12 protein-coding genes are annotated in these 13,855 nt (G+C 41.2%); all 12 read left to right on the plus strand.

All coding sequences use genetic code 11. The features are described from left to right. Window positions 1–109 precede the first annotated feature (109 nt). The 12 genes from MHH61_RS17525 (at window position 110) to MHH61_RS17580 (ending at window position 13,764) form a co-directional block, all read left to right on the plus strand. Window positions 110–586, plus strand: coding sequence for a MarR family winged helix-turn-helix transcriptional regulator (locus MHH61_RS17525; protein WP_024427019.1), 477 nt, complete (start codon window positions 110–112; stop codon window positions 584–586). Beyond that, window positions 564–3,683, plus strand: a complete 3,120-nt coding sequence (locus tag MHH61_RS17530; protein ID WP_125586757.1) for an MMPL family transporter — start codon at window positions 564–566, stop codon at window positions 3,681–3,683. Before MHH61_RS17525 ends, MHH61_RS17530 begins: the two co-directional genes overlap by 23 nt. 31 nt (window positions 3,684–3,714) lie before the next feature. After that, window positions 3,715–4,443 carry an SDR family oxidoreductase gene (locus MHH61_RS17535; protein ID WP_024427021.1) on the plus strand — a complete coding sequence of 243 codons (729 nt, stop codon included), beginning with the start codon at window positions 3,715–3,717 and terminating at the stop codon, window positions 4,441–4,443. 73 nt (window positions 4,444–4,516) lie between these two features. Further along, window positions 4,517–4,774 (plus strand): DUF3243 domain-containing protein, encoded by a 258-nt coding sequence (locus tag MHH61_RS17540; RefSeq protein WP_024424114.1) that lies wholly within the window; start codon window positions 4,517–4,519, stop codon window positions 4,772–4,774. A gap of 131 nt (window positions 4,775–4,905) precedes the next feature. Then, complete coding sequence (locus MHH61_RS17545) at window positions 4,906–5,697, plus strand: DUF3388 domain-containing protein (RefSeq protein WP_125586755.1); 792 nt, start codon at window positions 4,906–4,908, stop codon at window positions 5,695–5,697. 23 nt (window positions 5,698–5,720) lie between these two features. Beyond that, window positions 5,721–6,620, plus strand: a complete 900-nt coding sequence (locus MHH61_RS17550) for a helix-turn-helix domain-containing protein (RefSeq protein ID WP_025092608.1) — start codon at window positions 5,721–5,723, stop codon at window positions 6,618–6,620. 74 nt (window positions 6,621–6,694) lie between these two features. Further along, on the plus strand, window positions 6,695–7,276 hold the full coding sequence (pgsA, locus tag MHH61_RS17555) for a CDP-diacylglycerol--glycerol-3-phosphate 3-phosphatidyltransferase (RefSeq protein WP_125586753.1): 582 nt from the start codon (window positions 6,695–6,697) through the stop codon (window positions 7,274–7,276). A gap of 16 nt (window positions 7,277–7,292) precedes the next feature. Beyond that, complete coding sequence (locus MHH61_RS17560; protein ID WP_125586751.1) at window positions 7,293–8,543, plus strand: competence/damage-inducible protein A; 1,251 nt, start codon at window positions 7,293–7,295, stop codon at window positions 8,541–8,543. A 176-nt stretch (window positions 8,544–8,719) separates the two neighbouring features. Next, a complete protein-coding gene (recA, locus tag MHH61_RS17565) occupies window positions 8,720–9,763 on the plus strand; it encodes a recombinase RecA (protein ID WP_024424111.1) in 1,044 nt (347 codons plus the stop codon). Window positions 9,764–9,907: 144 nt separating this feature from the next. Continuing rightward, complete coding sequence (locus MHH61_RS17570; protein ID WP_125586749.1) at window positions 9,908–11,083, plus strand: serine hydrolase; 1,176 nt, start codon at window positions 9,908–9,910, stop codon at window positions 11,081–11,083. A 233-nt stretch (window positions 11,084–11,316) separates the two neighbouring features. Further along, entirely contained in the window at window positions 11,317–12,879 is a 1,563-nt protein-coding gene (rny, locus tag MHH61_RS17575) for a ribonuclease Y (RefSeq protein ID WP_003211958.1), read from the plus strand. A gap of 90 nt (window positions 12,880–12,969) precedes the next feature. Next, the gene (locus MHH61_RS17580; RefSeq protein WP_125586747.1) at window positions 12,970–13,764 is read left to right on the plus strand and encodes a TIGR00282 family metallophosphoesterase; all 795 of its coding nucleotides are present in this window, start codon (window positions 12,970–12,972) and stop codon (window positions 13,762–13,764) included. Window positions 13,765–13,855 lie beyond the last annotated feature (91 nt).

Raw genomic sequence — 13,855 nt, forward strand, 5'->3', positions numbered from 1 at the left:
ATGTTCATTGAAAAAGCCGCTATATTTACGAGGATATTGATTGACAATTGTTTTGGTCATTAGTTAAACTCTTTAATAGTTAAACACTTAAACTAAAAAGGAGCAGCGTATGGAACAAAATAAAATTGCCCAGCTTATCCAGAGGTATACAGATGTCTATCTCATGTTGGAGAAAAAAGTATCGAGTATGATCACCGAAAAGCTTGATAAAGAGCTGACGCTTGATCAATATTACTCGCTTCGATACATCAATCTACATCCAGGATGTACATCAACGGACCTGGCTTATGTATGTAATGTAAACAAAAGTGCTGTAACATCCATGACTAATCGTCTTTTTACGAAAAACTATATTTTTCGTGAACATGATCAAGCTGATAGAAGGAATGTTCACCTGTACGTCACGCCAGAGGGCAAAGAAGTGGTCAGCCGAATGGAAAAGCAGCTTCAAGACCTGGTTCGGTCTTATTTTGAAAAGCTTGAAGAAAAAGAAATGGAATCATTTATTCAAACATATGAAAAAATCTATCAAGTGATCATCGAAGAGGAGGCACAAAGTACTAATGAGAGCAATCATAAAGGGTAAATGGCTGATCACGATTCTGTGGATCGTATTAGCGGCAGTGTTACTCATCACCGCTCCTAATATGGCGCAATTAACAAAGGAAAAGGGACAAATTTCTGTACCAGACGGCTATCCGTCCTCATATGCAAATCAGTTATTAAAGAAAATGTCTGAAAACGGCGATACAGAAAAATCAATTGTCATTGTCTTTCAAGAAAAGAACATTGTGAAAGAAAGAGAAACATCTTTAAAAAAGGCAATGGATATTTTAGAAAAGGATCAAGATCTCCACATAGAGGACATCACTTCTTACTTTGAAGCCAATAAAGATATCAAAAAACAAATGCTCTCTAAAGATCAAACGACACTCCTTGTGCCAGTTACATACGACTCAAACAAAATCAAAGCGTCCGATTTTAAAGAAAGAGTCAATGAAAAGCTGAAAAGCTTAAACCTGAAATTTGAAATGACAGGGCAGCCGTTAATTGATGATGATGTTATCACAAGTTCGCAGGAAGGCCTGAAGAAAACAGAATTCATTACGATTGGGTTTATTCTCGTTGTCCTTATTCTTGTTTTTAGGTCAGCTGTGGCGCCTTTCGTTCCGTTAGTCGCAGTGGCACTGTCTTATTTGGTGAGTCAATCAATCGTGGCTTATTTAGTAAAATATGTAGACTTTCCGCTCTCGACCTTTACTCAGATCTTTATGGTCGCGATCATGTTTGGAATTGGAACGGACTACTGCATACTGCTTCTCAGCCGCTTTAAGGAAGAGATCGCACACGGTAAAGATAAAATTGAAGCGATTCTAATTACGTATAAAACAGCAGGAAAGACCGTCTTATTCAGCGGAATTGCAGTGCTGATCGGCTTTACATGTATTGGTCTGGCACAATTCCAGCTTTATAAATCAGCTGTTGCAGTAGCAGTTGGGGTTGCTGTGCTCATTGTGGCTCTTCTCACGATTGTGCCGTTCTTTATGGCAGTTTTAGGAAAGGTGTTATTTTGGCCGATTAAAGGCGATATGGCCCATCCGCAGTCAAAAATGTGGGAAACAGCAGGCCGTTTTTCATTTAAGAAACCGCTTTTCAGCTTATTAATTGTAGGAATCATTACGCTTCCGCCAATTCTCATGTATAAAGGAACTCTTTCTTATAACAGCTTAGATGAAATTGGTAATAAATACGAATCGGTTAACGCATTCAATACCATTTCTGATAAGTTTGGACCGGGTGAAGCACTTCCGGCAACAGTCGTCGTGAAATCATCTGACCTTTTAGACAACAATGAAGGGCTAATTGCCGTCGAAAAACTCAGCCGTGCAATTGAACAAACAGATGGGGTCAGTAAAGTGAGAAGTGCCACCCGTCCTGTCGGTAAAGGGCTGAGTGATCTGTACGTGAAATCACAAGCCAAAGAACTGAACACAGGACTTGATAAAAGCAATGAAGGCTTGAAAAACATCCAAGATGCACTGACGACAATGAGTCAATCCATTGAGGATCAAACACCGCAAATCAAATCATCAGGAAAAGGCATTAACAAATTGATTTCTGGTACAGAATCTGTGCAAACAGGGATTCAAAATGTTGAAAAATCCTTAAGAAAATTGCAAAACGGCATCGACCAAAATAAAAAAGGTGTAGCAGCCATTAAAAATGAAATCAAAGGTGCAAAAAAGGAATTAATGGCTCAAGTCGCACAAGTGGATCAGCAAGTTTCACTATATAAAAGTATTTCCAAAGAATTAAAGGCAGCATTAGCGCAAGTGGATACGTCATCCTCTGCCGCAGCAGATGTAAAAGCGTTAATCAAACAAGCAAATACACAATTTAGTACCCTTGAAAAGCAAATCCCGCAAGTAAAAGAAAATCAATCGTATCAAGCGATTAAAGGTTCGTACAATGAACTTTCTGCGACCTTGCAAGAAGGGGCGAAACAGGCAGACAGCTATGCCAAACAAGCGAAAGAAGCTAGAAAGCAGCTTGAAGCAGCTGATGCCTTTATCGCAAAAGCTTCTGAGCAGCAAAAAGTCTTGACAAATCAAATCGATGAACTCATTGCTGGCTTAGATGCAGTTGAAAATGGACTGGATCAAACGTCTAAAGGTCAAGGACAATTAGCCGAAAATATGCCAAAGCTTGCAAATGGAGCGGGGGACATCATTAATGGCCAAAAGCAAATGAAAGAAAAGATTGGCGGCTTTGGGGATAACCTGACCAAGCTGACAGACGGCCTGAACAAAAGTGTAAATGGACTGGAGAAAATTTCGAGCGGCTTAATGGGTGCAGGTGACTACTTAGACGAACTGAAAAATGCACCAGATCAAGACATGGCCGGCTGGTTTATTCCAAAAGACGTCTTGAAAAATAAAGCATTCAAGCAAGTATTTGATTCATACATGTCAGATGATCGCAAGATGACAAAGATTGATGTCATTTTAGAGAAAAATCCATATGGAAATGACGCCTTGTCGACGATTAAACAAGTGGAAGCTTCTGTCGAGCGGGCACTTCCTGAAACAAACCTAAAAGATGCATCATTTGGCGTCTCAGGTGTATCAAGTATGAACGCTGATCTAAAACAACTGTCAGACCAAGATTTCAATAAGACAGTGCTTTACATGATGATTGGTATTTTCCTTATTTTGGTGATCTTGTTCCGTTCGCTTGTCATGCCGCTTTACTTGGTAGGTTCACTCATATTGACTTACTTTACAGCAATCGGTGTAACAGAATTTATTTTCACCCATTTCTTCGGATATCCTGGCATTAACTGGGCTGTACCATTCTTTGGATTTGTGATTTTAATGGCGCTCGGAGTCGATTATTCGATTTTCTTAATGGAGCGGTTCAATGAATACAAAACAAAAGACATCCAGTTTGCCATGACTGAATCAATGAAAAATATGGGGTCTGTCATTATGTCTGCTGCTGTTATTTTGGCAGGAACATTTGCCGCCATGCTTCCATCAGGTGTGCTGTCTCTCCTGCAGATTGCAACACTTGTCCTCACAGGACTTTTACTGTACGCACTCGTTGTGCTACCATTGTTCGTACCTGTAATGGTGAAATTGTTCGGATCAGCCAACTGGTTCCCATTTAAACGAAAAGAATAGGTATTCTATATAGAAAGAAGGAATCAATGTGATGAGTCGTTGGGCGCTGATAACAGGTGCCAGTGGCGGGATTGGGCAGGCAGCAGCGAAAAAGCTTGCCCAAGAAGGCTGCCATGTGATGCTCCATTATCATAAAAATGAACAGGCAGCTGTGCGCCTCGCCGCTCATTTGGATGAGGCATATTCCATTCAAACGCACGTCGTTCAAGCCGATTTATCTAAAACGGGCGGAGCAGATGAGCTTGTCAGCCGTCTGCCGCTCTGTCCAGATATTCTTGTTTTAAACAGCGGCAGAAGCCATGTCGGATTGGTGACAGACACAGAAAAAGACGTATTAGCCAGTATGGTGCAGCTTCATGTCACAAGTCCATATGAGCTTACCCAATCCCTTTTACCCGCCATGATTCGAAAGAAAGCAGGCCATATCATTGCGGTCAGCTCGATATGGGGAGAAACGGGAGCATCATGTGAAGTGCTGTACAGCATGGTCAAAGGTGCGCAAAATGCGTTTATCAAAGGATTAGCAAAAGAGCTTGCTCCAAGTGGAATTAGAGCAAATGCTGTCTCGCCAGGTGCTGTCAAAACAGACATGATGAATCGTTTTACGCAGGAAGACATCGCAATGCTGGAAGAAGAAATTCCGCTTGGCCGGCTTGCATCGCCTGAGGAGGTTGCAGATGTCATTTGGTTTCTCGCCTCAAAACAGTCAAGTTATATCACAGGTCAAATTTTATCTGTCAATGGCGGCTGGTACTGTTAAAAAACGTGTATAATTCGGCTCTCCATGACAAAAGCTATGGCTGTAATTCATCTTTTCGAATGGAGGAATCGACATGTCTGTACTTGAGAACTGGGACCATTGGAAAAACTTTTTAGGTGATCGCTTAAATCATGCGCAGGATAAAGGTTTAGAAGATGAGACCATCAATAACCTTGCGTATGAAATTGGCGGATATCTAGCTAACGAAGTTGAGGCAAAGAACGAGCAGGAAAGAGTACTTGCTGACCTTTGGAGCGTTGCATCAGAAGATGAGCAGCGTGCCATTGCAAATATGATGGTCAAGCTGGTTGAAAATAATAGCTCGCACTAAACAAAAAGAGAGGTCGTTTGTGCCTCTCTTTTTATTTTAACCGTTTCACAACATTGTGCTTTCTAAAAATGTGAAAATGCTTTATGATAAAGGAAGGTAAAAATTTGCCACAATGAAGGGGGTAATATCATTTGGCAAAGCTCGAATGGTATTTTGAATATGAGATACAGGTAAACCGTCCCGGACTTTTAGGAGACATTTCTTCTCTAATGGGGATGCTTTCAATTAATATTGTGACAATTAATGGTGTTGATGTATCAAGACGCGGAATGCTTTTACGCTGTGACCAAACAGATCAAATTAAGCGGCTTGAATCAATTTTAAATACAATGGAAACGATAAAAGTAACGAAATTAAGACAGCCGAAGCTTCGTGACCGCTTAGCTGTTCGTCATGGAAGATACATACAGCGTGATGCGGATGACAAAAAGACGTTCCGTTTTGAAAGAGACGAGCTCGGTCTTCTTGTTGATTTTATGGCTGAACTCTTTAAAAAAGAAGGACATAAATTGATTGGGATTCGCGGAATGCCGCGTGTCGGAAAAACAGAATCAATTGTGGCTTCAAGTGTTTGTGCAAGCAAGAGATGGCTGTTTGTATCATCAACTCTTTTGAAACAGACGATTCGAAGTCAGCTGATCGCAGATGAATACAGCCCAGATAACGTCTTTATTATTGATGGGATTGTGTCGACAAGAAGAGGTTCTGAGAAGCACTTGCAGCTTTTAAGGGAAATTATGAGACTGCCGGCAACGAAGGTGGTCGAGCATCCAGACATCTTTATTCAAAATTCAGAATATACAATGGATGATTTCGACTATATCATTGAATTGCGTAATAGCGCAGACGAAGAGATTACATATGAACACGCTGAAGAACCACAAGTGTTTGATCATTCTGGTTTTTCCGGCTTCGATTTTTAATATGGTAATGGTAGGTGTTTGTTTTGACTGAATTGGGAAAACGGCTCGTTGAGGCCAGAGAGGAAAAAGGGATGTCGCTGGAGGATCTTCAGACGGTGACCAAGATCCAAAAGCGCTATTTGCTAGCAATCGAACAAGGAAACTATGATATTATTCCAGGTAAATTTTACGTCAGAGCGTTTATTAAACAATATGCCGAAGCCGTTGGACTGAATCCTGAACAATTGTTCGAAGAATTTCGTAAAGATGTTCCAAGCACGTATAACGATGAAGTATCTGATAAATTATCAAATATTAAACCGCAAAGAGAGCTGCCAAAGCCTGCTTCGAAAGTGCTTGAACTATTGCCGACAATTTTAATTATTGGAGGCATCATTGTGGTCATCGCCATCATTTATGTGATCGTGCAGGCGGTCAATCATGATAGCGGACAGAAGAATAATCAGGCGGCCCCTCAGCAATCAGAATCTAAATATGAAGTATCTGAGGGTTCATCTCTTGCAAAAGATCAAAAGAAAAAAGAAAAAGCTTCGTCAGATGATAAAGAAAAATCATCTAAAAAAGATGATTCATCAAAAGACGATGAAACTGTATCTTTAAAGGCGACGAATACAGAAGGCTCGACAACAACGTATGAAGTATCAGGTGCAGACGAAATGGAGTTAAAAATTTCTGCGTCGCAAGCTTCATGGCTGCGTGTAAGAGACGAATCTGGAAAAGTGCTGAAGATGGGTGAACTAAAAGATGGCGAATCGTTTAAAACAGACCTGTCTGATCTTTCTCAGGTCGATATCCGTCTAGGCAATGCGTCTGGAATTGATATCAAGGTAAATGACGAGACACTTAAGTACGAATTAGACCCTAAGGACACCATGACACAAAACATTGTGATTGTGAATAAAGGAAAGGAAAAGTCATCTTAAGCAAGTAGATGACTTTTCTTTTGTTCCTACTATTATATACATAATAAAATTGCATTATTGGAGGATTGGATTTCATGTTTAACTTACCGAATAAAATAACCCTTTCTAGGATCGCCTTGATCCCTGTTTTTATGATTATTATGCTTGCACCGCTAGATTGGGGTGTTGCGCGCTTTGGCGACGTCAGCATCGATGTGACGCACCTTGTTGGAGCGATCCTGTTTATTGTCGCTTCAACAACTGACTGGATTGATGGATACTACGCACGTAAGCTTAATTTAGTGACGAACTTTGGTAAATTTTTAGATCCGCTTGCAGATAAATTGCTTGTTTCAGCTGCTTTAATTATACTTGTTCAATACAACCTCACACCGGCATGGATGGCGATTGTGATCATCAGCCGTGAATTTGCTGTAACAGGTCTAAGGCTTGTACTAGCCGGAGGCGGTGAAGTAGTGGCAGCGAATATGCTTGGAAAAGTGAAGACATGGGCGCAGATCATTGCGATTTCAGCACTTTTACTGCATAACCTGCCGTTTGAACTTGTGTCATTCCCGTTTGGTGATCTAGCGATGTGGGTAGCGGTGTTCTTCACTGTTGTCTCAGGCTGGGATTACTTTGCAAAAAACTGGGAAGCTTTAAAGAATTCTAACTAAAAAGGACGTGTACGCTTTGAAGTCAGAGAGAAAAGCAGAAATTATTGCAGTCGGTTCCGAACTATTGCTAGGGCAAATTACGAATACGAATGCACAATTCATCAGCAAACAACTAGCTGAAATTGGTGTGAATGTTTATTACCACACAGCAGTTGGTGACAATCCAGAGCGTTTAAAACAGGCCATTCAGGTGGCGCAGGAAAGATCTAATTTTATTATCTTCTCAGGTGGTCTTGGACCAACCAAAGATGACTTAACAAAAGAAACCATTGCGAGTACGCTTGGCAAAGAGCTTGTACTAAATGAAGAAGCATTTGAATCAATTCAAGACTACTTTCTAAAGACCGGACGCGTTATGTCACCGAACAACCGTAAGCAGGCACTCGTTCTAGAAGGGTCTGATGTGCTCGTGAACCGTTTCGGGATGGCCCCGGGTATGTTTGTTCAAGAAGACGATACGTTTTATATGCTTCTTCCTGGACCGCCAAGTGAACTGCACCCGATGTTTGAAAACGAGGCAAAGCCGCTGATTTCTGAGAAACTTGGCTTAAAGGAAAAGATCGTGTCTGTTGTTCTGCGCTTCTTCGGAGTCGGTGAATCGCAGCTTGAAACAGACCTAGAAGATTTAATTGATGCTCAAACCAACCCGACGATTGCACCACTCGCATCTGACGGTGAAGTGACGCTAAGGCTGACTGCTAAGCATGAGGATGAAAAAGAAACAGAGCGTCTGTTAAAAGAAACAGAAGCGCAAATTTTAGCGCGGGTAGGAGAGTACTTCTACGGATATGGGGATACATCACTTGTCCGCGAAGCGTCCAAAGCCTTGCACGAGCACGGGAAAACAGTAGCAGCAGCAGAAAGCCTGACTGGCGGAATGTTCTCCGAATGGCTGACAGATCTCGAAGGAGCATCATCCATTTTGAACGGAAGTGTGGTTTGTTATACAAACCAAGTCAAGCAGCAGGTACTTGGCTGCCGGGAAGAAACATTGTCTTCTCATGGTGCTGTCAGCAAAGAGTGTGCTTTAGAGCTTGCTGAAGGGGTTAGAAAGCTGACCGGAAGTGATATTGGCATTAGCTTTACGGGTGTAGCAGGACCTGATACCCAAGAGGGTCAGCCTGTTGGAAAAGTGTTCATTGGACTATCTACGAAAGACCAGACAGACGTGTTTGAATGGATGTTTACAGGCAGCCGGTCAGGCATTCGAAAGCGCGCTGTGAAATATGGTCTGCATCACTTACTCAACTTATTAAAAGAGAGTTAATTTTGTTTTTTGTTAGGTTTACTCCTTTATAAAAGAGCATTTTTTCTAATAGAAAATACTCTTTTCTTAAAAATCTGCCAAGAAAAAATCGAATATGTGTTCGTTTTTTTCTTGGCAAATGACGTAAAACAAGGTATAGTATAGATAGTGGAATTGATAAAGGAGGAAACAATAGAATGAGTGATCGTCAAGCAGCATTAGATATGGCTCTTAAACAAATAGAAAAACAGTTTGGTAAAGGCTCTATTATGAAACTAGGAGAGCAAACAGATACACGTATTTCAACAGTACCTAGTGGTTCGTTAGCACTTGATACTGCGCTTGGAATAGGCGGATATCCCCGAGGCCGTATTATCGAAGTATATGGTCCAGAGAGTTCTGGTAAAACGACAGTAGCCCTTCATGCCATTGCTGAAGTTCAGCAGCAGGGAGGACAAGCTGCATTTATTGATGCAGAGCATGCACTCGATCCAGTTTACGCTCAAAAACTAGGTGTCAACATTGATGAACTGTTACTTTCTCAGCCGGATACAGGAGAGCAAGCACTTGAAATTGCAGAAGCTCTTGTCCGCAGCGGGGCAGTTGATATTGTTGTTATTGACTCTGTAGCTGCTCTTGTACCAAAAGCAGAGATTGAAGGAGATATGGGTGATTCACATGTTGGTCTTCAAGCACGTTTGATGTCCCAAGCACTTCGTAAACTATCAGGTGCTATCAATAAATCAAAAACAATTGCCATCTTTATTAACCAAATTCGTGAAAAAGTTGGGGTCATGTTCGGTAACCCTGAAACAACGCCAGGTGGACGTGCGCTGAAGTTCTATTCGTCTGTTCGTTTAGAAGTGCGCCGTGCTGAACAGCTGAAACAAGGCAATGACATTATGGGGAATAAAACGAGAATTAAAGTGGTCAAAAACAAAGTAGCACCGCCATTCCGTATTGCCGAAGTAGACATTATGTACGGTGAAGGGATCTCAAAAGAGGGAGAAATCATCGACCTTGGAAGCGAGCTAGATATCGTACAAAAGAGCGGTGCTTGGTATTCTTACCAAGAGGAACGTCTTGGACAAGGCCGTGAAAATGCGAAACAATTCCTAAAAGAAAATAAAGATATCATGCTGATGATCCAGGAGCAAATTCGCGAACATTACGGTTTGGATAATAACGGAACAGTGCAGCAGGAATCTGAAGAGGCGCTAGAACAATTAGAATTAGAATAAAATTAAAATCAGTATGAAATGATAAAAAAGGCTGGGTGAAAAAACTCAGTCTTTTTTATTTTTGCAAAAAACTTTCGACAACTTTTTCAGTACTTCATCCGTCTAAAGTGTACAAAATGGAATTTATTTTGGGAGGAAAAAATAATGACAAGCCCGACCCGCAGAAGAACTGCCAAACGCAGACGGAGAAAACCGAGTCAGAGGGGAAAACTTGTGCTTGTTTTTTTATCAGCGATGATTTGCTTAACGATGTGGAATGTGCTTCATCGAAATAGTGAAGAGAAGAACCCTTTTCAAAAAACTGCAGTAGCTTTAGAAAACAGCCAGAATAAAGAAGTTAAAAGGAAAACCGCTAAAATATCAGAGAAACAAATCAAAACAGTGGACCGTAATCACAAAATCAGCAGTTATTTAAATGGGATCGGTTTCAGCGGAACAGCCATGATTGTTAGAAATGGAGAAATCGTAACAAATAAAGGTTTTGGTTATGCAGACCGTAAACAAAAAGTTCGAAATAATCCTTTGACATCTTTTTATGTCGGCTCGTCACAAAAAGCGCTGATTGCAACCGCTATTTTGCAGCTTGAGGAAAAGGGAAAACTTCAGACAAGTGCTCCGGTAAGCACGTATTTACCTCATTTCCCTAACGGACAAACGATTACTTTGAAAAATCTGCTGACACATACATCGGGAATAAACGGACATATTGAAGGAAATGGTGTAATTACTCCGGACGAATTAATAAAAGACATAGAACGTCAGGGAATTAATCGTCAGCCGGGCGTATGGAGCTATAAGGATTCCAACTATTCTATTCTTGCTTATATTGTGGCTGAAGTGAGCGGTGAGTCCTATGAACAATATATAACGAATCATATTTTTAAACCGGCGGGAATGACGCATGCAGGCTTTTACAAAACATATGAAAAAGAACCTTATCCTGCTGTTGGGTATAAGCTGAAAGGCAGCAAAGCGGTTACACCGTATATGCCCGATCTATCTCAGCTTTACGGTGCTGGAGATATTTATATGAGTGCTATAGATATGTACAAATTTGACCAAGCCCTGATAGACGGCAAACTGTATTCGCAGAAGAGCTATAAAAAGATGTTTACGCCAGGAAGCAGCTCCACATACGGAATGGGATTTTATGTTGCTCCCGGTAGCTATTCAAACCATGGTGTCATGCCGGGCTTCAACATTTTGAACAGCTTTAGCAAATCTGGGCAAACCATCGTTGTTTTGTTTTCAAATATACAAAATAACACTAAACTGGGCCAAGTAAACAATAAAGTATATCAGCTGCTGAATCAAGAATAATTCTGATCTGCTTTTGCAAACGCTAAGATGGCTAGCTTGACAAGTATTTCCGACACAATTACAATGGGAATGTATCACTTGTTTTTCTTAACATGATTGATAACTAATTTAAACTTGACAAGGGCAGTGAGGATCTCATTCCCTGTGAAGGCCCTGTATGTTGAGACACAAAACAATGTACATGCCGACACTTTATTTGTAAAACCAAGTTCATAGCAAGAGGAGGTGAAAATATGTCGCCTACGATGTTTACGATCATCTCCATTTTGCTGAGCCTAATCTGTTTAGTTGTTGGCTACTTTGTTCGTAAAACCATTGCAGAAGCAAAAATATCCGGCGCAAGAAACATGGCCGAACAAATTGTTGAGGATGCAAAGCGTGATGCGGAAGCATTGAAGAAAGAAGCGCTCTTGGAAGCGAAAGATGAAATTCATTCGTTTCGTGTAGAGGCGGAGCAAGAAGTTCGTGAAAGACGAAATGAGCTTCAAAGACAAGAAAACCGTTTACTTCAAAAAGAGGAAAATCTTGATCGCAAAGACGAATCTTTAGATAAACGGGAGTCCCTGTTGGAGAAGAGAGATCATTCTCTGAATGAACGACAACAACATATTGAAGAGATGGAAAGCAAAGTGGATGATATGATTCGTTTGCAGAAAGCCGAGTTGGAACGTATTTCAAGTCTAACTCGAGATGAAGCGAAACAAATCATTCTGGATCAAGTTGAAAATGAGCTTTCCCACGACATTGCAGTCATGACGAAAGAATCTGAAAACCGAGCGAAAGAAGAGGCTGACAAAAAGGCGAAAAATATTCTTTCACTTGCGTTACAGCGTTGTGCAGCTGATCATGTGGCTGAAACAACGGTATCTGTAGTCAATCTTCCAAATGATGAGATGAAAGGTCGTATTATCGGACGTGAAGGACGAAATATCCGTACGTTAGAAACGTTAACAGGTATTGACTTGATCATAGATGATACACCTGAAGCTGTTATACTATCGGGCTTTGATCCGATTAGACGTGAAACAGCGAGGATAGCTCTGGACAAGCTAGTCCAGGATGGCCGCATTCATCCTGCACGAATTGAAGAAATGGTGGAAAAATCACGCCGTGAAGTCGATGATTATATCCGCGAGATGGGTGAGCAAACGACATTCGAAGTCGGAGTTCACGGTCTGCATCCGGATCTGATCAAAATTCTCGGCCGCTTAAAATTCCGTACAAGTTATGGACAAAATGTCCTGAAGCATTCAATTGAGGTTGCACATCTTGCAGGTCTCATGGCTTCAGAGCTTGGAGAAGATGCAAAGCTTGCAAAACGAGCAGGTCTTCTGCATGACATTGGAAAAGCCATTGATCACGAAGTAGAAGGAAGCCACGTAGAAATTGGCGTTGAGCTTGCGACGAAATATAAAGAGCATCCTGTTGTCATCAACAGTATTGCCTCTCACCACGGTGACCAAGAACCGACATCTATTATCGCTGTTCTTGTTGCGGCAGCTGATGCATTATCTGCAGCACGCCCTGGTGCAAGAAGTGAGACGCTTGAAAATTACATTCGGAGACTTGAGAAATTAGAAGATATCTCTGAATCTTATGAAGGTGTTGAAAAATCGTTTGCGATACAGGCTGGACGTGAAGTACGTATTATGGTGAAGCCAGATTCAATTAATGATCTTGAAGCTCACCGTCTAGCAAGGGATATTCGTAAGCGAATTGAGGACGAGCTCGATTACCCTGGTCACATTAAAGTGACAGTCATTCGAGAAACTCGCGCAGTAGAGTATGCAAAATAGAGCGGTGCGCTTAGCGCCGCTTTATTTTTTTGTGTAAATATGCAACACTGATAAGAAGATCAATTTAAAAGAGAAAGGGTTCAAAAGCGCATGAAAATATTATTTGTTGGAGATATTGTCGGTTCACCTGGCAGAGACACACTGAAAGAATATTTGCCAAAGCTAAAGAAAAAATATCAGCCGCACTTTACCATTGTCAACGGAGAAAATGCTGCTCACGGGAAAGGTCTGACTGAAAAAATCTATCATGAGCTGCTGCAAGCAGGAGCTGATGTGCTCACAATGGGCAACCATACATGGGATAAAAGAGACATTTTCGATTTCATCGATGATGCAGCTAATATGGTCCGCCCTGCTAACTTCCCAGAAGGCACACCTGGAAAAGGTCTCACGTTTATTAAAAAACAAGGAAAAGAATTGGCTGTCATCAACCTGCAAGGGCGTACGTTTTTACCGCCAATTGACTGCCCATTTCAAAAAGTAGATGAATTAATTGCGGAAGCATCCAAACGAACACCGTTTATTTTTATTGATTTTCATGCTGAAGCCACAAGTGAAAAGCAGGCGATGGGCTGGTATACAGACGGCCGTGCATCATGTGTCGTTGGCACGCATACACATGTTCAAACAGCAGATAACCGCGTATTGCCAAAAGGAACTGCGTATATTTCAGATGTCGGGATGACAGGACCTTATGACGGCATTTTAGGTGTTGACCGAGAAACGATCATTAAACGATTCAAAACAAGTCTCCCAGTCCGGTTTGAAATTGCAGAAGGCCGCACGACGTTAAGTGCAGTAATCGTAGAAATTGACGAACAGTCGAAAAAAGCTGTCAAAATTGATCGAATTTTGATAAATGATGACCATATTTTCTTTGAATAAATGTTCACATATTTATTTCAGAAAAATATTAATCAGAAAGAAGGAATATGCGCCCTCTATCGTGAATATAGTAAAAATGGTAGGTAGCCTG

Origin of the sequence: Bacillus sp. FSL K6-3154 (assembly GCF_040869395.1) — a bacterium.
GTDB lineage: Bacteria > Bacillota > Bacilli > Bacillales > Bacillaceae > Bacillus > Bacillus safensis.